This window comes from Oecophyllibacter saccharovorans (assembly GCF_006542375.1).
Taxonomy (GTDB): Bacteria; Pseudomonadota; Alphaproteobacteria; order Acetobacterales; family Acetobacteraceae; genus Oecophyllibacter; species Oecophyllibacter saccharovorans.
On sequence record NZ_CP038143.1, the window covers coordinates 1,740,407 to 1,762,480 of the forward strand.

Here is a 22,074-nt window from a genome sequence, read left to right on the forward strand (position 1 = left end):
GGCGCCAGAAAAAGCAGGGACGTTATCCCAGTTCGGTTTCAAGTTGGGTCTGCGCTTCCAGCCACTGGAGCTCCACCTCTTCCTGTTCGTTCCTCAGCCCGCTGAGAGCTGAATTGAGGGCTGCGATCTCTTCAGCGCCTGTGCCCGAAGAGGGCTGGTACAGAGCCGGATCGGCCAGCTTCTCTTCAATCAGTTGACACTTTTTGCCGAGTTTTTCCAACCGGGCTTCATAATCCCTGATTTCACGCCGCAGCGGGGCCAGGCGGCGCGTCAGCTCCTTGCGGTTTTCACGCGCCGCAGCGTTTGACGGAGCTGGCGTGCCACCCGGGGAGGGGCTGGCCTTTCCAGCCTCTGCCTGGGCCTGGCGGGCGCGCTCATCGAGCCAGCGGCGGTAGTCCTGCATATCGCCGTCAAAGGGCGTCACACTGCCCCGGTCGGCGATCCAGAGCCGGTCGGCAACCGCTTCGACCAGGTGGCTGTCATGGCTGATAAGCAGAATGGCCCCTTCAAAATCACTCAGGGCGCGGATGAGCGCATCACGGGCATCAAGGTCAAGGTGATTGGTCGGTTCGTCCAAAATGAGCAGGTGCGGGGCCTCGCGCGTGGCCAGAGCCAGAAGCAGGCGTGCTTTTTCGCCGCCCGAGAGGCTGCCGACGCTGGTGTCCGCCCGTTCCGCATCCAGCCCGAAACGGGCAAGCTGGGCCCGGACTTCAGGCGGCGTGGCTTTGGGCAGGGCGCGGCTCATATGGTCGATCGGGGTTTCCTCCAGCACCAGCGCTTCATTCTGATGCTGGGCGAAATAGCCGACGCGCAGCTTCGGATTGGCAGCCATTTCCCCGCGCAGAGGTGTCAGCTGACCGGCCAGGAGTTTGGCAAAGGTGGATTTGCCCTGCCCGTTGCGTCCCAGCAGGGCCACCCGGTCTTCCATGTCAAAGCGCAGATTGAGATTTCCGAGCACGGTCTTCTGCCCATCCCCCTTGCCGTAGCCGAGATCGACCTTGTTGAGCCGCAGCATGGGCGGCGGCAGCTGGCCGGGGTCAGGGAAGGAGAAAACAGTCGGGGCCGCTTCAACCACGCTTTCGATCTGCGGCAGGCGTGCCAAGGCCTTGAGGCGGGCCTGCGCCTGGCGCGCCTTGGTGGCCTGGGCCCGGAAACGCGCCACGAAGGCTTCCATCTTTTCGCGCTGCTCAGAGACCTTCTGGGCAGCGCGGTTCTGCTGCAGCGCCTGTTCCGTCCTGATCTGCACAAAGCGCTCGAACCCGCCCGGCGTCAGGGAAAGCTTCCTGTGGTCCAGATGGGCGATAGCGTCGACAGCCTTGTCGAGCAGGGCCCGGTCGTGGCTGACGATCAGCACGGCGCCTGAAAAGCGCGCCAGCCAGTCTTCAAGCCAGAGGGCAGCCTCCAGGTCGAGATGGTTGGTGGGTTCGTCCAGAATGAGCAGGTCTGGCGCCAGAAAAAGCGCGCTCGCCAGCGCGACGCGCATGCGCCAGCCGCCCGAGAAGTCGGAAACGGGCTTCTGCTGATCTTCCTGGCTGAAGCCCAGGCCTGCCAGAATGGTGCTGGCCCGCGCCGGTGCACTGTAGGCATCGATCGCCAGGAGCCGTTCATGGGCATCAGCCAGGCGCTCAGGCGCCGTTTCCTCCTCCACAGTGCGCAGCAGGCGCGCCCGCTCCTCATGGCTGGCCAGCACGGTGTCAAGCAGGGAGGCGGAGCCGGACGGCGCTTCCTGGCGGACACGGCCCATGGTGGCACGGGCTGAGAGGGTGATGCTGCCGCCGTCAGGAGCGATATCACCGGCAATGGCTGCCAGAAGGGTGGATTTTCCAGCTCCGTTGCGCCCGATGAGACCGATCTTGCGGCCTGGCTCGATTGTCAGGGAAGCGTGGTCCAGCAATGTGCGCCCGGCGATACGGAGCGTAAGATCGGTGAGGGTGAGAAGACTCAAGCAGGCCTCGGGAGTGACTGGCCCCTGAAAGCCGGACGCGCTGCAGGGCGTGAAGGGAAGAGGGAATGCGGAGAAGCACGGATGCGCTGAAAAAGATCCTACCAGAAAAAGGGTTTTTCCTCCAGGGGAGGGAAGCGCTCCCTCCGGAAGGGGATTTTGCTGAAGAGCAGGGAAAGAGACGCGGACAGGTGGCCCCGCGCGCAGGAATTCGCTACAGGTTTTCCATAATCTGATCTGAGGAGGAAAGACCCATGGCCGTCGAACGGACATTGTCCATCATCAAGCCTGACGCAACCCGCCGTAACCTGACTGGCAAGATCAATGCGGTATACGAAGGGGCCGGGCTGCAGATCGTCGGGCAGCGGCGCATCCGCCTGACCCGCCCGCAGGCTGAAGCCTTTTACGCTGAGCACAAGGACCGCCCGTTCTTCGGCGAGCTGGTGGCGTTCATGATCTCCGAGCCGGTGGTGGTGCAGGTTCTGCAGGGTGAGAACGCCATTGCCCGCCACCGCGAGCTGATGGGCGCCACCAATCCTGAAAAGGCTGATGAAGGCACGGTGCGCAAGCAGTTCGCCCTGAGCATGGGTGAGAACTCGGTCCACGGTTCCGACAGCCCTGAAAGCGCGCGCCGCGAGATCGGTTTCTTCTTTTCAGAGCTTGAAATCCTGCCCTGCGCCTGAGGAGAGAGGCTCAGATCCCTGCAGGTGCCGCGTTTCTGAGCCCGCCACTTTGCAGAAAGCGGCGCAAGGTCTCGGGATAGAGCCTGTGTTCGGCCTGCAGGACGCGCGCGCCCAGGCTTTGGGGGGTGTCGCCTGCCAGGACAGGTACGCGCGCCTGCCCCAGAACAGGGCCTTCATCCACGCCGTCTGTGACGAGGTGGACCGTACAGCCATGGTCCTGAACGCCTGCCTGCAGCGCGCGCTCATGCGTGTTCAGCCCGGCAAACTTGGGCAGCAGGCTGGGATGGATGTTGAGCATGCGCCCTGCCCACCGGTTGACCAGCCAGGGCGTGAGCACGCGCATGTAACCGGCCAGGCAGACGAGCTGCGCGCCTGAGCGGCTCAGCTCTGCCTGCACGGCCTGCTCGTGGGCGCGTCGGTCACCCCCGTAAAGGCGGTGGTCAACAGCGCAGGTGGCCAAACCGGCTTTCCGGGCCACCTCCAGCCCCGGGGCTGTGGGTACATTGCTCAGAACCAGGACGATTCGGGCGGGGAAATCCTCTCGGGCACAGGCCTGGATCAGCGCTTCCATATTGCTGCCGCGACCACTGATCAGAACAGCGATCGGAACTTTTCTGCCGGAGTGAGGCTCGTCAGGCTGAGAAGTGGGGGGCACGGCAGCGCTCCTGGTTGAGGTTGCTCCTGGTGGATGTTTCAGGCCTGCAGGCCCAGGGGCGCGGTCAGCCTGAAAGCCGGCTCTCCTGCTGCGCGCCGGACAACCTGGCCCATGAGGACCGGCTCTTCGCCTTCGCTGCGGAGGCGCGCCATGACGGCGTCCGGCTGATCGGTGACCAGCACCATGCCGATGCCGCAGTTGAAGACCTTGAGCATTTCTTCAGGCGTTACCGGTCCGGCCTGGGCCAGCCACCTGAACACTTCCGGCACCTTCCAGGCGCTGCCATCCACCTCGACCGCCAGCGTCTGGGGCAGTACCCGGGGCAGGTTGCCGGGCAGGCCACCGCCGGTGATATGGGCGCAGGCATGCAGCAGACCCGCCTCATGCAGACCCAGCACAGACTTCACGTAAAGCCGGGTAGGGGTCAGCAGGGCCTGGGCGACGGTTCTGCCAGGCGCGAAGGGGGCCGGGTCGTTCCAGCCCAGACCGCTTGCCCCCACGATGTTTCTGACCAGCGAAAAGCCGTTGGAGTGCACCCCTGAGGAGGGCAGGCCGATAAGGCTGTCGCCGGCCTGGCAATTGCGCGGCAGCATCTGCCCGCGCTCAGCCGCTCCCACGCTGAAGCCGCCCAGATCGTAATGACCGCTGGCATAAAGCCCGGGCATCTCGGCTGTTTCCCCACCCACAAGCGCGCAGCCGCTTTCAGCGCAGGCGCGGGCAATGCCGTCCACGATCTGGCGCGCCACAGGCAAGGTGAGCTTGCCAGTGGCGAGGTAGTCGAGAAAGAAGAGGGGCTGGGCGCCTTGGACGACCAGGTCATTGACGCACATCGCCACCAGATCGGTGCCGATATCCTCATGCAGTCCGCTTTCGATGGCCAGCAGCAGTTTCGTGCCCACCCCATCCGTGCAGCTGACCAGAACCGGATCGGTAAAGCCCGCCGCCTTGAGATCGAAAAGCGCGCCGAAGCCGCCGAGTCCTCCCATGACCCCGGGGCGTTTGGTGGCGCTGGCAGCCGGTTTGATGGCCTCCACCAGGGCATCGCCGGCCTCGATGTCCACGCCAGCACCGGCATAGCTGGCAGGGGTGCGGCTGGCATGAGGCGGGGGGGCAGGAATTTGGGGCATTGCAGCGAAATTCTTTCCGGACATGGACCAGGAGCGCGCGTGCAGAACAGGGGAAATCCTGCTTGCTGTTACAAGGGCGTTATAATCCGCACAGGGAGTGTGGCAAGAGGAACGTGGCTGGAGTAGGGCCGAAAGAGCGGGCCGGTCGAACCGGGCCCGGCGTGGAGGGAAGGGGAATGGCAGAAACACGAACGCACGGACGCAAAGGTCCCTCTCAGGCCGGGCAGAAACAGCCGGAAAAATCCGGGGCTCAGATGGCGCTGGCGCTGGCAGCTGAGCGGGGCACGAGGGAACGTCCTTTCATTGCGGCGCAGGCCAATGCTCAGGCGCGCTCCTGGCTTGCGCGCCCACGCTGGCCGGCGGAGCGGCTGTGGCTCTGGGGAAATGCGGGGGTCGGTAAAACGCATCTGATGCACGCCTGGGCGCGCGAGCAGGAAACGCGCGGACGCAAGGTGCAATGGCTTCAGGCGGGCGGCCTGACCCTCGACAGCCTGGGGCAGATCTGTGTGGCAGGCGTGCCCTGGGAAGGCGAGCACGCCCCCCTGATGGCGCCCGGGCTGGATATCGTGATCGACAATATTGAGACTCTGGCCGATGAAGCCGCGCTGCTGCATCTCCTGAACCATGTGCAGCATCTCAACGCGGGCCTGGCTCCACCCGGTCATCATCTCCTGCTGGCGGCCCGCCTTCCACCTGCTCGCCAGGTTTTCACCTTGGCAGACCTGGCCAGTCGCCTGCGCGCCATACCGGCCGTTGAGGTGCAGGAGCCTGATGACCGGTTGCGGAGCTCGCTGCTGCTGTCGCTTCTGGCGGCACGGCAGCTGGTGGTGGCCCCCACGGTCATCGAGTGGCTGGAGCGCCACCTGCCCCGTACGGCGCAAGCCCTCATCACTTCTGTCGATCGTCTGGATGCGCTGGCCCTGGCGCGTGGGGCGCCTGTAACCCGCGCCCTGGCGGCTGAGGGGCTGGCTGACCTGCTGACAGCGGTTGAAGAGCCGGCGGTTGCAGATGAAGAGGGGAAAACAACATGAGCTGTACGGGCCACGCTTGCTTGACCCTACGTTTGCTTGGCCCCACGCTTGCTTGACCAATGATGCGGCGCCTTTATCCTGCAACAGATCATGACCCATTCCCCCCATCCCGCTGCCCTGCCTGCTGCCCTGCCTGGAAAAGCGCGGGCCGAGGAAGAAACCCTCCGCTCTGAAAGCAAGGGGGAGGAGAAAAAGTCCGTGATCACCGCGACCATGCCGGAGCGGTTCCTCAACCGGGAGCTCTCCTGGCTGGATTTCAACGAGCGCGTTCTAGAAGAAGCCAGAAATCCGCGCCATCCCCTGCTGGAGCGGGTCAGATTTCTTTCCATCAGTGCCCGCAACCTGGATGAATTCTATTCCGTCCGTGTCGCAGGGCTGGTCGGCCAGGTGCGCGAAGAGCGGGCCGGTCGCAGCCCTGATGGCGCGACGCCTGCCCAGCAGCTTGAAGCCGTGCGCCTCAAGGGCCGCGCGCTCAAGCAGGCGCAGCAGCGCGTCTGGCGCGATCTCCGCGGCGCATTGCGCGAGGAGGGAATCGTCCTGCTCGGCAGCCGTGACCTGGAAAAGCCCGATCGCGACTGGCTGGAAGAGTTTTTCAACGAGCAGGTTTTCCCCGTGCTCACCCCCCTGGCCGTGGACCGGGCCCAGCCGCTGCCGTTCGTGCCTAATATGGGGCTGGCCCTGGTCTTGTGCCTCAAGAACCCGGCCAGCGGGGACCACGTCATGGACGGCATCGTCCTGCTGCCGGCGCGTATTCCCCGTTTCATCCGCCTGCCGGGCAACGGGCCGGAACGGGACCGGGAAGCACGGTTCGTGCTGCTGGAAGACGTCATCACGCTTTTTGCCGGCCGGCTTTTCCCCGGCCTGACCATCACCAGCGCCGGCCTGCTGCGGCTCGTGCGCGACACGGACGTGGAATTTGAAGATGAGGCCGAAGACCTGGTCAATGCCTATGAGACGGCCCTGAAGCAGCGCCGGCGCGGCACCGGGATCCACCTGGAGATGGAAAGCACGCTGCCGGTCACGCTGGGGCGCGAGATCGGCGAGGACATGGGGGTCAGCACGGGGGACCTGCTCGTGCTGCCGGAGATGATCGGGCTGGTGGACCTGGAGCAGCTGGTGCGGGCCACGGATCGGTCTGATCTCCTGTTTGCGCCCTACACGCCGCTTTTCCCGCAGCGCGTGCTGGATTTTGACGGCGACTGCTTTGCCGCCATCCGGGCCAAGGACATGATCATCCACCATCCGTTCGAAAGCTTCGACGTGGTGGTGCAGTTCCTGCGCCAGGCGGCGCGTGACCCCAATGTGGTGGCGATCAAGCAGACGCTTTACCGCACTTCGAGCGACAGCCCCATCGTGCAGGCGCTGATCGAGGCGGCGGAAGCGGGGAAGTCCGTCACGGCGGTGGTGGAGCTGCGGGCGCGTTTCGATGAGGAAGCCAACATCCGCTTCTCGCGCGCACTGGAGGCGGCAGGCGTGCAGGTGGTGTACGGGCTTGCCGCCTACAAGACCCATGCCAAGCTGAGCCTGGTCGTGCGGCGGGAGGGGAAGGCCCTGCGCTCCTATGCGCATTTCGGAACCGGGAACTACCACCCCGTTACCGCGCGTATCTATACCGATCTCTCCTTTTTCACCTGTGATGAGAAGCTAGTGAAGGATTCTGGTCGGCTGTTCAACTATGTCACCGGCTGGGCGCGGCCCGAGCAGATGGAAGCGCTCTCCTATGCGCCGGTCACGCTGCGGGCTGACCTTGAAGAACTGGTGCGGGCGGAAATGCGCCATGCGCGCGAAGGCAGGCCGGCCCATATCTGGCTCAAGATGAACAGCCTGGTGGACCCCCAGCTGATCGACCTGCTTTACGAAGCCTCCCAGGCGGGGGTGAGAATCGACGGGCTGGTGCGCGGCATATGCTGCCTGCGCCCGGGCGTGCCGGGGCTGTCGGAAAATATCCGGATCCGCTCCCTGGTCGGGCGCTTTCTGGAGCATTCCCGCATTTTCGCCTTTGGCAACGGTCGCCGCCTGCCATCGCGCCAGGCCCGGGTTTACATGTCTTCAGCCGACTGGATGCCCCGCAACATGGACCGACGCGTTGAAGTCATGGTACCGCTGACCGATCCGGTGGTTCATGCGCAGGTTCTCGGTCAGATCATGGTGGCTGACATGCGCGACACGCTTCAGAGCTGGGAGCTGAATGCACAAGGGGAATGGCATCATGTCCCGACCGAGCGGCGCCAGTTTTCCGCCCATGAGTATTTCATGGCCCATCCCTCCCTTTCAGGCCGCGGCACTGCGGGGGCGGCCGAGCTGATCGCTGAGCCTTACGCGCCTTTCCGCCACCGGCGCGACCTGAGCGGCGAAGAGGACTGATCCTGTTATGGCCCTGCCTCCGCTCGCCTCTCCGCTGCCGCCGGCGCAACGGGCCGCCATCATCGATCTCGGCTCCAACTCGGTGCGTATGGTGGTGTTCGAGGGGGTGGCGCGCAATCCCGTGCCCATCTTCAATGAGAAAGCGACCCTCCAGCTGGGCAAGGGGCTGGAAAAGACGGGGTGCCTGAGCGAGCCGGGGATGCACAAGGCCATGGAGGTGCTGGGCCGTTTCGGCAGGATCGCCACGGCCATGGGCGCGGACCCCTTCGTGGTGGTGGCGACCGCTGCGGTGCGCGACGCCCGCAACGGCCCGCAGTTCATCGAGGCGGCGTCCAGACACCTGCCGCAGGCCAGCTTCCGCATTCTCCGCGGTGAGGAAGAGGCGGATTATGCAGCCGCAGGCGTGCTGTGCGCCCTGCCTGAGGCAGACGGTCTGGCCGCGGATATCGGCGGCGGCTCCATGGAGCTGATCCGCATCAGCGGCGGCACCTACACCAATGCGGTGACAACCCCCTTGGGTGTGATCAGGCTGGCTGAGCGGGCCGATGATAATGTCCTGCGCGCCCGTGACCTGGCTGAAAAAGTGCTGGCTGACATCAGCTGGCTGCCTTCAGCCCGAGGGCGGCCGCTCTACCTGGTGGGGGGTGGCTTCCGTGCGCTGGCGCGGGCGGAGATCAGCCGGTTGCGCTACCCGCTCAACATGGTTCATCTCTTCCGGCTGACGCGCGCACAGGCCTGGGAGATGGCGCGCTGGTGCCTGGACGCGGATGCGAAGACGCTTGAAAAGCTGGGCAACGTGCCGCGCAAGCGCGTTGAGCAGGTGCCTTATGCCGCTGCTGTGCTGGAAGCGCTGCTGATGCTGCAGGAGCCTGATGAGGTCGTCTTCAGTGCTGAAGGCCTGCGGGAAGGCTGGTACATGCGCCATGTGGCCGCTGAGGTGCAGCACCTTGATCCCATGCAGGCTTTGGCCCGGGAAATGGCTGCACGCCTGGGGCGCAACACGAACCTTCCTGCCGAGCTGGTCGCCTGGACCGCCCCGCTTTTTGCCGCCCATGAGAGCCCGGAGCAAAGCGAGCTGCGTGGCCTGGCGTGCCTGGTTTCCGATATCGGCTCTTACGATCATCCCCAGTACCGGGCCGAGCAGACCTACCGCCGCCTGCTCTACTGCCACGGCGTGGGTTTCGAGCACCGGGCGCGCGCCTTTCTGGCGCTCGTTCTGGCGGTACGCTATGAAATGGGCCTCAATGACCCGGTCCTCAAGCCTTCCCGCAAGCTGCTGAGCCCTGAGATGTTCGAACGCGCTGTTCAGCTCGGGCTCGCGCTGAGGCTGGCCTATACGCTGTGCGGCGGCAATGAGGCCCTGCTGCGGGACAGCCATCTGGCGATCGAGGACGGCACGCTGGTGCTGAAAATCCGCGCCAATGGCCTGCGCATGGCTGGCAGTGCGCTCAGGCGGCGTTTTGAAAAACTGGCTGAAGCCTTGCACATGCCAGGGCGGATCTGTGAAGACTGATCCGAAGGCCGTGACGGAAAGCACATTTCTGCTTTCCCCGGTTTTTCAGAACGCCGGCTGAAAAGGAAGACATGGAAATGACAGCACTGCGTCCCACCCTCCAGGCAGGTCTTCTCTCAACCCTCATGGCTGCCGTGACATTAACAGTCTGGGGCAGCGTTCCGGCAGCCGGTTTTGCCGCCCCGCCGCCAAATGTTTCAGCGGCGATGCGGGCGGCGGACGCCTATCATGACAGCGGGGCCTACCAGAAGGATTTTGACGCTGTCATCGCGCGGGCCTCGCAATATCTGACTGACCAGGCGCCGAAGGTCAGCCATCCGGCCATCGTGCTGGACGTCGATGAAACGGTTCTCTCTAACTGGCCGCAGATCCATGCCAATCATTACGGCGATTTCGACCATGGGGACTGCAGCCGCCTGCCTGCAGGGCCGTGCGGGGAACATGCCTGGGTCAGGCTGGCCCAGGCCCCCGTCTTTCCGGCCACGCGCCAGCTGATCAGACAGGCGGAAGCCGAACATGTCGCGGTGTTCCTGCTGACCGGCCGCCATGAAAGACACCGGGCCGATGTGGTGCGCAACCTGCATCAGCAGGGCGTGACGGGCTGGACAGCCTTCTACATGCGCCCTGACGGGGAACATCGCCCCGCAGCCAGCTTCAAGCCGGAAGTGCGTGCCCGGATCGAGGCGCAGGGCTACCACATTCTGGAAACGATCGGCGACCAGCCCAGCGACCTTTCAGGCGGCCACGCGCAGCGGGGCTTTCTGCTGCCCAATCCGTTTTATTCCGTTGAGTGAACGTTTCTTTCAGGCACCAATCGCGGGCTAGGCGGACGGCTTTCGCTCAGGGCTGACTGTCCGTCGTGTCGGAACCAGCGCCCGTCCCGCTCTGGGCGCGGAAAGGGGCCAGCAGGCGGTTGAGGTAGTCAAGCTCGCTCTGGGGACGCGTGCGGTCGGAAGCGCGCCTGCGCAGCTCTTTTTCGATGGCCTGGGCCGCATCGTCATGGCGATCGGGAATATGGGCGTCCGATTCAGGGCTGTTGTCGAGCTTGCGCCCCAGGGGATCGCGGTTGGCCTGGCTGGCAGGCGTGTCGCTGTCATCATCGGGGTCCTGGCCGTCCTCATCGGGGTCCTGTTCCTCACCCTGGCCGCCCTGGTCCTGCGATTGCGGGCGCGCCTGGCCCTGGGGCGGGATGAAGCCGAGCCGCCCCTGGCTTTTGCCTTGCGCCGCCTTCTGGTTCTGGCGCATCTGGTTGCGGGCTTGTGAGAGGTCCTGCAGCACTTTTTCTTCAGCGCTGACAGCTTGGGGATCATCCCGCCGGGCCAGCGCCTGCAGGGCGGTCTGCATGTCCTGGTCGGCCTTGAGCAGGCCCTGTGTCTGCTTGCCGGTGAGGGTCTTGCCACGGTTTTCCAGGATGCGGTCCAGGGTCTGCAGGGCCTTCTGGGTTGCGTGGTCCTCCTGGCGCTGCTGGGCCTGCTGCTGTTCGGTGGCGGGGTCGAGGGTCACTTCCGGGGCAGGGGCCTGCGCTTCAAGTTCTGCAGGGGGCTGCATGCCCAGCTGACGCAGCAGCTCGGCGGTGGACATCTGGGAGATGTCGCGAGACTGCGCCACCACGTCATTCTTGTGCTGGACGACCGCCAGCCGCGCCTGCCCATGGTTGAGCAGGGCGGTCTCGCGCCGGATGAGGTCCTGCAGGGCCCGGCGCTGCAGGCGCGCTTCAGCACGGGCCTGCATCTGCCGCGCAAGCTCCTGGAGGTCAGGCGTGCCTGCCTGGCGCATCTGCTCGGCCATCTCGCTCATTTCCGCTAGGTGCATCAGTGCGGCTTCGGTCTGCCCATCCAGCGCCTCAGTCTGGATCTTGCCGGCCAGCCGGTGCCAGGGTGTGCCCTTGCCCTGGGGCATGGGGATCAGCAGCCCGTTCTGCCCGGCCAGCTGGCGCATCAGCGCCATGCGGTGGTCCAGCGCGGTCTCCATGCCGGCCAGGTCCTCATGCAGGGCTGTCTGCTGGTCCAGCGGCACCGGTTGGTGACCGGCCATGCTGCGAAGCGCAAGCTCGGCTGCCCGCTGCTCCGCCCGCAGCCGTGCCATGAGGGCCGCCATCTGTGGCCCCAGGGTCGCGCGGTCTTCGGCATACAGGGCGAGATACCAGAGATCGGCCAGAATGGGCTGGAGGGAGCCGTCCTTGCGCCGCGTGGTCTGGAGATGGACCAGCAGGGTGGCCAGCGGCAGCTGGAGGCTGGCCGGCAGAGGCAGCGCGGCCAGCAGAGAGAGGTCTTGCTCGGCTTCGTGCAGCGTTTCGTCCCGCAGGCCCAGGCGCTGGCGGGTCTCGATGAGCGCGCGTGCCAGGGGATCGCTGAAGCTGCGGCTGCCGAGGCGGAAGACCACCGGCGCGCTTACGGCCGTCTGGCCCGAAAGACTGGTGGCTTCAAGCCGCCCTTCGACTTTCAGGCCTGCCAGGATGTTTTCGGACGTATCGATAACACTGACGGTCTTTTCAGTCTGCGGATGGCCCTTGAAAGGCAGCGAAAGGCGGCTGACCTGGCGCGGATGGGCGCGGCCCGGCGGCCAGCTGAGCACGACGGTAACGGATTTCAGCCCTGAGGGCTGTGCGGCCTGCCAGGCGAAAGCCGTGCGCCATCCCTCTGCCTTGGGGCGGGCTGTCCAGGTCACCTGGGGCGGCAGGTCAGGCAGGACCTTGAGAGGCCAGCGGGCCAGCTGGCGCCCACGGACGGTCAGGGTGACGGTGCCGCTGCGCATGAGCGGCGCGGTCGCCTCCCAGCTGGTGGGAGAAAGCGCGCGTAGGGTGGGCGCACCGGTGCCGCGCAGGATGGGCCATCCCGTGCTGCCGCTGACCACCACGTGCAGACGCGCCCCCTGGGGAAGCGGGGCTTTCGGGCCACCGGATTCTGAAAGAAAGATCGGCGCGCCCCTGGCCCAGCCGGGCAGGTCGATCCAGGCCTGAACATGGGGCAGGGGAACGGTGTCATCATCCGTGCCGGGCAGCAGGGCCGCCCGCAGGCGCGAGAAAGTATGGGGGGCTGCATGGAAAACCCCGCCCGTCACCAGGAGCAGGCACGCCAGCAGGCCAAGGCGGCTGCCCCAGTCCGGGAAAAGATAAGGGCCGCGCACCTTGAGGTTTCTCAGGGCAAGCAGGGTCCTGGCGCGGTGCTGGGCCCAGATGGCGCGCTGGGTTGCGCCTGGAACGGGGCCGGAAGTGGCGGCCTGGTCGGTCAGGGTGGAAAGCGGCTGGTTGGCCAGGGCGGAATCATGCTCGATCCGCTGGTCGATCTCCCGCTCAGTCAGGGGCTGGCAGGCGTGCAGGCGGCGGTAAGCGAGGTAGAAGACCCCAAACAGCAAAGTGCCTTCAAGAATGCTATGCAGCAGGTCAGGCAGGCTCTGCGGCAGCCGCACGAGCCCCAGCAGCCCCCAGGCCAGCAGCAGGACGAGAGGCAGGCGCAGGGCGCGCCAGAGCCGCTCGATCGTCAGCACCCTGCGTGCCCGGCGCCGGCTGAGCCTCAGCCGCAGCGGCAGCCGTCCGCCTGGCAGGTCAGCGGGCTGCGGCGAGGCAGCTGCCCGGGGGGTCGGGAGGCCTTGGGGAAGGGAAGTCGCGCTCACGCCTGTTCTGCCAACCATTCAGGCACTGATTCCACCGCCAGCAGCTCTTCAAGCGTCTGGCGCGGCCGGATGACGCGCCACTGATCGCCATCGACCATGACCTGGGCGCAGAAGGGGCGCGTATTGTAGGTGGAGCTCATGACCGAACCATAGGCCCCGGCATCCAGCAGTGCGACCAGATCGCCCTGCTCCAGCGGCGGCAGCCGGCGGTTGCGCGCAAAGACGTCACTGCTTTCGCAGATGGGGCCCACCACATCCACTTCCCGCCAGTCGCGCTCAGGCCTGCGGGCAGGGGCCACGGGCAGAAGGCCGTGCCAGGCTTCATAAAGAGCCGGACGCAGCAGATCATTCATGCCGGCGTCGAGAATGACGAAATCCGGGCTGCCCAGGGCCTGCGCCGCTTCTGAAGCCGCCCTGGTGCCGATCACCCGGCTGACCAGAACGCCCGCGGGACCGACCAGCCAGCGCCCGGGTTCGATCTTGAGCTCGACCTCCAGCGGCCCCAGGATATCGGCAATGACACGTGCCAGCATGGCGGGCTCAGGTGCTTGCTCATCGCGGTAGGCGATCCCGAGGCCGCCGCCGCAATCAAGCGTGTGCACTGCCAGCCCTTCAGCGCGCAGCTGTGTCACCAGCTCGGCCAGGCGCTGATAGCCCTGGCGGTAGGGGGTCTCCGTGAGGATCTGGCTACCCAGATGCACGGCCAGACCGCGCATCTCGATCCCTGGCATGGTTTCGCAGGCCTGCCTGTAAAGGGCGATGATTTCAGGAGCCGCGATACCGAACTTGTCTTCAGCGCGGCCGGTGGTGATCTTGTCATGCGTGCCGGCGTCCACATCCGGATTGACGCGCAGGGCAACAGGCGCGCGCAAGCCCAGCTCAAGCGCCAGCGCATTGAGGCGCACCAGTTCCTCAGGGCTTTCAACATTGATCTGGCCGATGCCTTCACGCAGGGCCAGGCGGAGCTCCTCATCGGTCTTGCCGACGCCTGAGTAGACCAAGCCCTGCGGCTCCATGCCCGCGCGCAGGCAGCGCTGCAGCTCCCCGCCGCTGACCACGTCACCGCCGAAGCCTTCCTGGCGCAGCAGGGTCAGGGTGGCCTGGTGGTCCTGTGCCTTGACCGCGAAATGAAAGCTGGGCTTCAACCCCGCGTCCCCAAAAGCCGCCTTCAGCGCCCGGGCGCGCTGGCGGAGGGTCTGCGCGCCGATCACCCAGCAGGGGGTGCCTGCCTGGGCGGCGATTTCAGCCAGCGCCACCCCCTCCAGCATCAGCCCCCGGCGCGGGTCTTCATGAAGGGCAGGGTGGGTGCGCAGAAGGGCTTCAGGCGTCGGGTCAGGTGTGGCCGGTGGGGGCAGGGTCATGGCCGACAGATTACCGGTCTTGGAGGGATTTGGAAAGCGCGCGCCTGGCTGTGCCGAAGGCTTGCCAAGCGGCGGAACTGTCGGGATTGTCGGCAGGGAAAACAGTCCTTGTGGTGCACTCGAGAGGACTCGAACCTCTAACCCCCAGATTCGTAGTCTGGTGCTCTATCCAGTTGAGCTACGAGTGCGTCTGCCACAGGACAAGGGCACTTGAAGGCACTTATACGAGACTGGTCTCACTTCAGAGCAGTCCAGGTGCCGTGCTGCGAACATTTGGTGCACTCGAGAGGACTCGAACCTCTAACCCCCAGATTCGTAGTCTGGTGCTCTATCCAGTTGAGCTACGAGTGCGTTCGTGGGCCGGTTTTTAGCCGCTCCTGCCCGACCGCGCAACCCCCGCCAAGGCCCGCCAAGGCTTTTTCCAGGGCTTTTTTATACCCGCCCCTGAAAGCCCTTCAGTCCCTGACAAGCGTGACATGCGCGCGGCAGCGGGGGGAGAGGTAGGTGCCGCCGATCGTCATGCCGACAGGATAGCCGTTGAACACCATATGGTAGGGCTGGCCGTTCATGCCCTTTTCATCCAGCGTGGCCTGGTAATGCTGGCGGGCGGATTTGGGATTGTAGGTGCCGTGCAGAACCTGCGCGCCATTGGCAGGCGAGAAAACGATTTCCTTGCCGCGGATTCGCAGAATGGACTCATCGCTTGTCGGACACGCCCCGTCATCAGTGACCAGTTTCCCGCGCCACTGGCCGTAAGGCGAGCTGCTGGCATCAGGCGTGCTGCAGCCGCTCAGCGCAGCGGTGAGCCCCATCAGGCCGCAAAGCACGGCACCATGAAAGACCCCATGCGCAACAGGGCCAGCGGAGCGGGAAAAGACGGAAAGGCGCATGCAGACCTCAGGGTAAGAAAGCAGGGAACGGAAGAGCCCGGCCGCCCCCACTGGCAGGACCGGCCCAGACAACTTATAAGGCGGGGAAACCGGTTCTGACAGCACGTTTCCCGGGTTTTGTGATTCGAGTACAGCTTTATTTCCGAAGGTGGAACCAGATCCTTGACGCAGTCCTCTCCCGCCCAGACCGCCCGCCCTCACGAAAGTTCCCCTGACCTTTCACAGCCAGGCGCTGCCGGCCAGCTGGAGGCCGTTCTGCATGAAGACCGCATCCTGATTCTTGATTTCGGCAGCCAGGTGACCCAGCTGATCGCCCGCCGCGTGCGGGAAAGCGGGGTGTATTGCGAGATCTGGCCCTTCACTGCGTCAGTTGAAAAGATCCGCGCTTTCGGCCCGCGCGGTATCATTCTCTCGGGCAGCCCGGCAAGCGTGCATGATGCCAACGCGCCCGCCCTGCCTGAAGGGCTCTTCGAGCTGGGGCTGCCGGTGCTGGGCATCTGCTACGGCCAGCAGGCGATGTGCCAGCTGCTGGGCGGCAAGGTGGAGACCCATGAGCACCGCGAGTTCGGCCGCGCCTATGTTGACGTGGCGGAGCCCTGCGCGCTTTTCCACGGTGTCTGGCATGTGGGCGCGCGTGAGCAGGTCTGGATGAGCCATGGCGACCGCGTGACCGCCCTGCCGCCGGGCTTCAGGGCCGTTGCCCATTCGGAAGGTGCCCCTTACGCGATCATCGCCGATGAGGCGCGCAAGCTCTACGGCGTGCAGTTCCACCCGGAGGTGGTGCACACGCCCCATGGTGCGGCTTTGCTGCGCAACTTCACCCATGGCGTGGCCGGCTGCAAGGGCAACTGGACGATGGCCAGCTTCCGCGACCTGGAAATGGCGCGCATCCGCGAGCAGGTCGGCGAGGGGCGGGTGATCTGCGGCCTGTCAGGCGGGGTGGACAGCTCCGTGGCTGCCAAGCTGATCCATGACGCGATCGGCGACCAGCTGACCTGCATCTTCGTCGATCCCGGGATTTTGCGTGCAGGCGAGGCTGAAGAGGTGGTGCGCACTTTCCGCGATGAGTTCAACATCCGCCTGGTGCACCGCGATGCGTCAGACCTGTTCCTCAACGCCCTGGCCGGGGTGACGGACCCTGAGGTGAAGCGCAAGACGATCGGCCGCCTGTTCATTGAGGTGTTCGAGGAGGAAGCGGCCAAGCTGGGCGGGGCGCAGTTCCTGGCCCAGGGCACGCTTTACCCGGATGTGATCGAAAGCGTCAGCTTCAGCGGCGGCCCTTCGGTAACCATCAAGTCCCACCACAATGTGGGCGGGCTGCCCGAGCGCATGAACATGAAGCTGGTCGAGCCGCTGCGTGAGCTGTTCAAGGACGAGGTCCGCGCCCTGGGCCGCGAGATCGGCGTGCCCGAGCGCATCGTCAGCCGCCATCCCTTCCCGGGGCCAGGGCTTGCCATCCGCATTCCAGGCGACATCACGCGCGAAAAGCTGGACCTACTGCGCAAGGTGGACAGCATCTATCTCGAGGAGATCCGCAAGGCCGGTCTGTATGACGAGATCTGGCAGGCCTTCGCCGTGCTGTTGCCGGTGCGCACGGTCGGCGTGATGGGCGACGGCCGCACCTACGACCAGGCCTGCGCCCTGCGGGCCGTGACCAGCACGGACGGCATGACCGCGGAAGTCTACCCCTTCAGCTTCGACTTCCTGAACCGCGTCGCCGGCCGTATCGTCAATGAAGTGCGGGGCATCAACCGCGTGACCTACGACATCACCTCCAAGCCGCCTGGGACGATTGAGTGGGAGTGAGAAGCACGATTTAGAGCTAATTCTTTTAAATTAAATAGTTCAACTTGGGAAAGGTAGCTGTATTTTGGACATTGTTTAGAATTTAAAAACAGGCGCTTATAAATTTCCTTTATGAATAAACAAAACAGTTGCCCGAATCCCGCATGAAATTTTCCAATTAAATCAATTATGGGCTAGCTCTTTATAAATGCTTCATATTCGCCTTGAAAAAATCCGTTTTTTGGTAATGGAAATGCGGCTTGTGCTTCGGTTAGTTCAAGCCGCTCCTACTGATGAAGTGGCTCGGATAATTGCACGGCATATATTTGTTCGCTTAGAAAATTTCATCCAGCATGCACGTCAATTAAAAAAGTTTTTGAACACTTCTGGATATAATACGAATCATTATCATAAAATTAAAGAAGAATATGTAAAATTATTTGAAGATTACTCCAAAAAAATTCGCAATCATCTTAGCGCCCATATTCAAGATCTTGATTTAAGAGAAATTCTAGTATTTTGGTACTTTATTGATGAGGAAAAACTAAGCATCTTTGTGGAGCTGGCAGCCAAAATATATTCTTCCCTTGAGAATTTAGGAATTGTAGGATTCCCAATTTTAAAAGATTTCCCTGAAATTAATGAGCCAGTTTTTAAAGAAACTTTACTGGATTGGGAGGGGTCCGGGGAAAAAAGCAATGGTTTTGAAGTAGCTAGAGATCCTTTTTCTAGAGCACGTCCTGACACACTATCTATTGGTAATTATGATTTTCCACTCATTAATCGAGCGCAGCAGATATATTTTCTCTATCGCTGGATAACAATTCAGAAAGAAGTTTATGAAAAATTTAAGGGCTTTGCAAATGTTGTGCGTATAATAAAATCTCGTATTATTACTGATGTAGTAAGTTCAATTGATTGTCTTGTTACACGTGATATTGATCCCTCACGCCCTCAATATCTAGAAGGGTTTGATAAACTATTTAAAAAATGTTTCCCAGAGAATCCTTTAGAGGAATTTAAGAAAGAATTTTCAATTGAAAATATAGTCGCTCCATATCGAGACGTTAGAAATAAATTTGGAGCTCACTTTGAAAAAAGTGTCTCTTACTCACTTATAGATTTAAAGAAACTCATTGATGAAAGTGATTTAAATTTAGCTCTTAAAGAATATGAAACACTTATATTTATATTTGATAATTTATGCAAATACCATCGAAACCTTTACATATATTGCCCCTCAATGAGTTTTTATATAGACGACCCAAATATTATAGATTTAATCTCTAAAACTAATAAAAATTATACATTTCCTTTTCATAAGAGTTCATAAGAGGAGGTAGGAAATATCTCTATATGACATAATGTTATTTAGACGCCTGGAAATTGGAGATATATCAATAGAAATATATTTAAAATTCTTATGATGTCGATCTTAAATTCATATCATTAATTATCAAGCGTAGAAAATGTCAGGTTAGGTGGCAAAAACTCTGTTTCGGTTTTCGTATTTGTTATATAGGCTCCTTAGAACGAGTTGTGAAAACACTTTGCTTTAAAGCAGCTTTGTACTCTTAACAAAAAATTAACGGTTGCAGGGGAAGTTGAATTTTCCGGGCGTTTCTGTAGAGTTGGACCTTGATTGCAGGTCCCGTGGAACGCGGTTTCACGGGGCGCATGAGGCGTTATGTTGGTGAATGGGGCTGTTACGGGCCCGCGCACGCAAACCAGGAGCTGATTCGTCATGACCACCAAACCTGTCCCGCAAGCAGTTGCGGCTCTGCTGACACCGTGCGCCATGTTCCTGGTGCTGACCATCAAGCCGGGCCGTGAAGCCGAAAAAAACGGTTCTTGAAGTCCTGGCTGACATGAGCGGCCTGCAGCGGACGGTGCGTTTCCGCAACCTGCATGCTGATTTCACCTGCGTGACCGGCATCGGCTCCCATGCGTGGGACCGCCTGTTCCCGGGCAAGCCGCGCCCCAAGGAGCTGCATCCCTTCATCGAGATGAAAGGCGCCAAATACACCGCGCCCAGCACGCCCGGTGATCTGCTGTTCCACATCCGCGCCTCGCAGATGTATATGTGCTTCGAGATGGCCATGCTGATCATGGACCGCCTGCGCGCCGTGACCGAGACGCAGGATGAAGTGCACGGCTTCAAATATTTTGATGACCGCGACCTGCTCGGCTTCGTGGACGGCACCGCTAACCCTGAAGGGCCTTACGCGGTCGAAGCCACCATGATCGGTGAGGAAGACCCCGAATTCGTCAATGGCAGCTACGTGATCGTGCAGAAATACATGCATGACCTTAAAACCTGGAACGAGCTGCCGGTCGAGATGCAGGAGAAGATCATCGGGCGCAAGAAGCTCTCCAATGTCGAGCTGCCTGACGATGAAAAGCCGCCTTATGCCCATAACGTGCTGAACGTGGTGGTGAAAGACGGCAAGCAGATCGACATTCTGCGTGACAACATGCCCTTCGGCGAAGTGGGCGATGCCCATTTCGGGACGTATTATATCGGCTACGCGAAATCTGCCGCCACGACCGAGGAAATGCTGCACAACATGTTCATCGGCAAGCCGGTGGGCAATTACGATCACATCCTGGATTTCAGCACGGCCAAGACCGGTTGCCTGTTCTTCGTGCCGACCGAGGATTTCCTCAACAACGTCAAGGCCTGAGGCTTGCTGCTGAAATCAGTTTTACAGCATGGGACAACGGGGCAGGGACGTACCCTGGCGCAGCCCGCAGCCCGCAGGCACAGGACATGATATGAAGAAACCGTCTTTTCCTCTTTCTTCAGAAGCGGGCCGCCTGCTCCGCGCCGGCAGTGCTCTGGCTCTGTCGGCCGTGGTGCTGGGCGCTCTAGTGCCTGGAGAGGCGGAAGCTGCGAAGAAAAAAATGGCCCATGCCCACAGCGCGGGCCACCACGGCCATGCGCTTCATCACGGGGCTCATAAAGGGGCCCATGCCGCCCTGGCCGGTGCCGCAGCAGCAGGGGCTGCAGGCGGGGCAGCGACTGTGGCCGCCAAGCCCCTTCCGGCACCGCCGCAGGCCCAGCCGCCTGCCGAGCCGACAGACAAGGGAACGGAAACGGGTCTGCCCCTGCCGCGCTATGCCTCGCTCAGGGCTGACCGGGTCTATATGCGCCGCGGGCCCGGGGAGCGCTACCCGATCGACTGGGTCTATCACCGCCGTGCCCTGCCGATGAAGATCGAGCGTGAATTCGGCGTGTGGCGCCTGGTGGAGGACCCGGACGGCCAGAAGGGCTGGGTGCACCAGGTGACCCTGCGGGGGACGCGCACCTTCGTCATCGCAGGGGCGCCCACCATGACGGGGGAGGAGAAGGAAGTCGCACCCAAGCCCGGCACCAGCGCCCAGCATGCCGACCCCAGGATCGTTGCTTACGTGCCGCCGACCTCGCTGAACGGGCTGCAGAACGGGCATGACGCGCTCCTTATGAGCTCGCCTGACCCGGACCACCACGTCACCGCTGCCCTGCAGCCTGGCACTGTCGGGCGGTTGCGGGCCTGTCCTGCAGATTCAGCATGGTGCCATGTGAGCGTGAAAGGCTATGACGGATGGGTGGAGCGCCGCCTGCTTTGGGGGGTGCAACCCGGTGAAATCATTCAGCCTGACTGAAACCGCCTGACTGAAACAGAAAGTCGAGGAATGTTATGACAGACAAAGTCCACCATCGCCGTACCCGGATTGTCGCGACGATCGGCCCCGCTTCGTCCACGCCTGAGATGATCCTCAAGCTGGCGCAGGCCGGAGTGAACGTTTTCCGTCTGAACTTCTCTCACGGTTCTCACGAGGAACACGCCGCCCGTTACAAAGCGATCCGTGCTGCGGAGCCGAAGGTTGGCCGTCCACTTGGCATCCTGGCTGACATGCAGGGGCCGAAGCTGCGCGTTGGCGTATTCGCCAACGGGCCGATTCAGCTCAAGAAAGGCGATCGTTTCCGTCTTGATCTGGATAAGACCCCCGGCGACCAGAAGCGCGTCAACCTGCCGCATCCTGAGATTATTTCCGCTGTCGGTGTCGGCCACCGCCTGCTGCTTGATGATGGCAAGCTTGCCATGCGCGTTGTGGCGAAAGACGCCAACGGCCTCGATACCGAAGTGCTGAATGACGGCAAGCTCTCCGAGCGCAAGGGCGTGAACGTTCCCGACGTGGCGCTGCCCATTCCGGCCCTGACCGAGAAGGATCATGCCGATCTGCAGTTCGCCCTGTCCCTGGGCGTTGATTTCATCGCGCTTTCCTTTGTGCAGCGTCCCGAGGACATCAAGGAAGCCCGCGAGATCATCAAGGACCGCGCCTGGATCGTCACGAAGATGGAAAAGCCCCAGGCCGTCGAGTGCATGGAAGAGATCATCCGTCTCAGCAACGTCCTGATGGTGGCGCGTGGCGACCTGGGCGTCGAGCTGCCGGCTGAGGAAGTGCCGCCCACGCAGAAGCTGGCCATTGAAACCGCCCGCCGCCTTGGGCGCCCGGTCATCGTGGCCACCCAGATGCTGGAGAGCATGATCGAAAGCCCCGCGCCGACGCGTGCGGAAGTGTCTGACGTTGCCAATGCCGTTTATGACGGCGCGGATGCAGTCATGCTGTCGGCTGAAAGTGCCGCCGGTCAGTATCCGGAAGTGGCGGTGGAAACGATGGCGCGTATCCTTTCCCGTATCGAGACCGATCCGGAATGGCGCAAGCGGATGGACCAGAACCGTCCGCCCGCAGAGCACACCATCCAGGGTTCCCTGGCCAAAGCCGCGTGGGATGTCGGCCATCTCATCTCCGCGCCTTCCATGGTGATCTATACCCGCAGCGGCCGCGGGGCTCTGTGCATCTCGCGTGAGCGGCCCTACAACCCGCTGCTGGCCCTGGCTGATTCCCCGACCGCCCACCGCCTGACGGTGGCCTGGGGCGTGTTCCCCAAGGTTGTCAACCGCACCAGCGAAGCCCACGCGGTTGAAGATCTGGCACCGGAAGCGGCGCAGCAGGCCGAGCAGAACGGTTTTGCCAAGAAAGGTGACCATATCGTCATGCTGGCGGGTCTGCCCTTCGGTCACTCCGGCACTACCAACACGCTGCGGGTCGTGCTGGTCTGAGCT

At 62.5% G+C, this 22,074-nt stretch carries 16 protein-coding genes and 2 tRNA genes; 10 read left to right on the forward strand and 8 right to left on the reverse strand.

Going from position 1 to position 22,074, the window contains the following annotated elements; translation table 11 throughout:
- Window positions 1-22: 22 nt before the first annotated feature.
- Window positions 23-1,945 (reverse strand): ABC-F family ATP-binding cassette domain-containing protein, encoded by a 1,923-nt coding sequence (locus E3E11_RS07535; RefSeq protein WP_141451847.1) that lies wholly within the window; start codon window positions 1,943-1,945, stop codon window positions 23-25.
- 251 nt (window positions 1,946-2,196) lie between these two features.
- On the opposite strand from E3E11_RS07535, the gene ndk reads away from it, so the two are divergent.
- Window positions 2,197-2,625 (forward strand): nucleoside-diphosphate kinase, encoded by a 429-nt coding sequence (gene ndk, locus E3E11_RS07540; protein ID WP_141451848.1) that lies wholly within the window; start codon window positions 2,197-2,199, stop codon window positions 2,623-2,625.
- 10 nt (window positions 2,626-2,635) lie between these two features.
- Here ndk and purN read toward each other — a convergent pair whose 3' ends face one another.
- Both purN and purM read right to left on the reverse strand, forming a co-directional pair.
- Entirely contained in the window at window positions 2,636-3,196 is a 561-nt protein-coding gene (gene purN, locus E3E11_RS07545; RefSeq protein WP_141452250.1) for a phosphoribosylglycinamide formyltransferase, read from the reverse strand.
- Between the two features lie 122 nt (window positions 3,197-3,318).
- A complete protein-coding gene (gene purM / locus E3E11_RS07550) occupies window positions 3,319-4,407 on the reverse strand; it encodes a phosphoribosylformylglycinamidine cyclo-ligase (protein WP_141451849.1) in 1,089 nt (362 codons plus the stop codon).
- Window positions 4,408-4,583: 176 nt separating this feature from the next.
- Here purM and E3E11_RS07555 point away from each other — a divergent pair, with 176 nt between their 5' ends.
- From E3E11_RS07555 to E3E11_RS07570, 4 genes are all read left to right on the forward strand, one after another.
- Window positions 4,584-5,438, forward strand: a complete 855-nt coding sequence (locus tag E3E11_RS07555; RefSeq protein WP_231118897.1) for a P-loop NTPase family protein — start codon at window positions 4,584-4,586, stop codon at window positions 5,436-5,438.
- 90 nt (window positions 5,439-5,528) lie between these two features.
- Entirely contained in the window at window positions 5,529-7,802 is a 2,274-nt protein-coding gene (locus E3E11_RS07560) for an RNA degradosome polyphosphate kinase (RefSeq protein WP_141451850.1), read from the forward strand.
- A 7-nt stretch (window positions 7,803-7,809) separates the two neighbouring features.
- Window positions 7,810-9,315 carry a Ppx/GppA family phosphatase gene (locus E3E11_RS07565; RefSeq protein ID WP_141451851.1) on the forward strand — a complete coding sequence of 502 codons (1,506 nt, stop codon included), beginning with the start codon at window positions 7,810-7,812 and terminating at the stop codon, window positions 9,313-9,315.
- Window positions 9,316-9,392: 77 nt separating this feature from the next.
- Window positions 9,393-10,109: an HAD family acid phosphatase gene (locus E3E11_RS07570; RefSeq protein ID WP_141451852.1), complete on the forward strand. Its 717-nt coding sequence runs from the start codon at window positions 9,393-9,395 to the stop codon at window positions 10,107-10,109.
- 46 nt (window positions 10,110-10,155) lie between these two features.
- Here E3E11_RS07570 and E3E11_RS07575 read toward each other — a convergent pair whose 3' ends face one another.
- From E3E11_RS07575 to E3E11_RS07595, 5 genes are all read right to left on the reverse strand, one after another.
- The gene (locus E3E11_RS07575; protein WP_168189225.1) at window positions 10,156-12,927 is read right to left on the reverse strand and encodes a DUF4175 family protein; all 2,772 of its coding nucleotides are present in this window, start codon (window positions 12,925-12,927) and stop codon (window positions 10,156-10,158) included.
- Entirely contained in the window at window positions 12,924-14,288 is a 1,365-nt protein-coding gene (gene lysA, locus E3E11_RS07580) for a diaminopimelate decarboxylase (protein WP_141451854.1), read from the reverse strand. Before lysA ends, E3E11_RS07575 begins: the two co-directional genes overlap by 4 nt.
- 111 nt (window positions 14,289-14,399) lie before the next feature.
- Window positions 14,400-14,476: transfer RNA gene (locus tag E3E11_RS07585), tRNA-Arg, on the reverse strand.
- 86 nt (window positions 14,477-14,562) lie between these two features.
- A tRNA-Arg gene (locus tag E3E11_RS07590) sits at window positions 14,563-14,639 on the reverse strand.
- Between the two features lie 104 nt (window positions 14,640-14,743).
- Window positions 14,744-15,178 (reverse strand): hypothetical protein, encoded by a 435-nt coding sequence (locus E3E11_RS07595; protein ID WP_231118899.1) that lies wholly within the window; start codon window positions 15,176-15,178, stop codon window positions 14,744-14,746.
- A 243-nt stretch (window positions 15,179-15,421) separates the two neighbouring features.
- On the opposite strand from E3E11_RS07595, the gene guaA reads away from it, so the two are divergent.
- From guaA to pyk, 5 genes are all read left to right on the forward strand, one after another.
- Window positions 15,422-16,984: a glutamine-hydrolyzing GMP synthase gene (guaA, locus tag E3E11_RS07600; RefSeq protein ID WP_269203641.1), complete on the forward strand. Its 1,563-nt coding sequence runs from the start codon at window positions 15,422-15,424 to the stop codon at window positions 16,982-16,984.
- Between the two features lie 187 nt (window positions 16,985-17,171).
- The gene (locus tag E3E11_RS07605) at window positions 17,172-18,296 is read left to right on the forward strand and encodes a hypothetical protein (protein WP_141451856.1); all 1,125 of its coding nucleotides are present in this window, start codon (window positions 17,172-17,174) and stop codon (window positions 18,294-18,296) included.
- A 496-nt stretch (window positions 18,297-18,792) separates the two neighbouring features.
- Window positions 18,793-19,647, forward strand: a complete 855-nt coding sequence (locus E3E11_RS07610; RefSeq protein ID WP_231118901.1) for a Dyp-type peroxidase — start codon at window positions 18,793-18,795, stop codon at window positions 19,645-19,647.
- Between the two features lie 91 nt (window positions 19,648-19,738).
- The gene (locus tag E3E11_RS07615) at window positions 19,739-20,608 is read left to right on the forward strand and encodes an SH3 domain-containing protein (RefSeq protein ID WP_195804967.1); all 870 of its coding nucleotides are present in this window, start codon (window positions 19,739-19,741) and stop codon (window positions 20,606-20,608) included.
- Between the two features lie 35 nt (window positions 20,609-20,643).
- Entirely contained in the window at window positions 20,644-22,071 is a 1,428-nt protein-coding gene (pyk, locus tag E3E11_RS07620; protein WP_141451858.1) for a pyruvate kinase, read from the forward strand.
- Window positions 22,072-22,074 lie beyond the last annotated feature (3 nt).

Excerpts from the sequence above, each read along its gene's own strand:
- purN (WP_141452250.1), bottom strand. The coding sequence starts at position 3,196 with ATGGAAGCGCTGATCCAGGCCTGTGCCCGAGAGGATTTCCCCGCCCGA.
- lysA (WP_141451854.1), bottom strand. The coding sequence starts at position 14,288 with ATGACCCTGCCCCCACCGGCCACACCTGACCCGACGCCTGAAGCCCTT.
- pyk (WP_141451858.1), top strand. The coding sequence starts at position 20,644 with ATGACAGACAAAGTCCACCATCGCCGTACCCGGATTGTCGCGACGATC.
- E3E11_RS07595 (WP_231118899.1), bottom strand. The coding sequence starts at position 15,178 with ATGCGCCTTTCCGTCTTTTCCCGCTCCGCTGGCCCTGTTGCGCATGGG.
- E3E11_RS07615 (WP_195804967.1), top strand. The coding sequence starts at position 19,739 with ATGAAGAAACCGTCTTTTCCTCTTTCTTCAGAAGCGGGCCGCCTGCTC.
- E3E11_RS07605 (WP_141451856.1), top strand. The coding sequence starts at position 17,172 with ATGCTTCATATTCGCCTTGAAAAAATCCGTTTTTTGGTAATGGAAATG.
- E3E11_RS07560 (WP_141451850.1), top strand. The coding sequence starts at position 5,529 with ATGACCCATTCCCCCCATCCCGCTGCCCTGCCTGCTGCCCTGCCTGGA.
- purM (WP_141451849.1), bottom strand. The coding sequence starts at position 4,407 with ATGCCCCAAATTCCTGCCCCCCCGCCTCATGCCAGCCGCACCCCTGCC.
- ndk (WP_141451848.1), top strand. The coding sequence starts at position 2,197 with ATGGCCGTCGAACGGACATTGTCCATCATCAAGCCTGACGCAACCCGC.
- E3E11_RS07570 (WP_141451852.1), top strand. The coding sequence starts at position 9,393 with ATGACAGCACTGCGTCCCACCCTCCAGGCAGGTCTTCTCTCAACCCTC.
- E3E11_RS07565 (WP_141451851.1), top strand. The coding sequence starts at position 7,810 with ATGGCCCTGCCTCCGCTCGCCTCTCCGCTGCCGCCGGCGCAACGGGCC.
- E3E11_RS07555 (WP_231118897.1), top strand. The coding sequence starts at position 4,584 with ATGGCAGAAACACGAACGCACGGACGCAAAGGTCCCTCTCAGGCCGGG.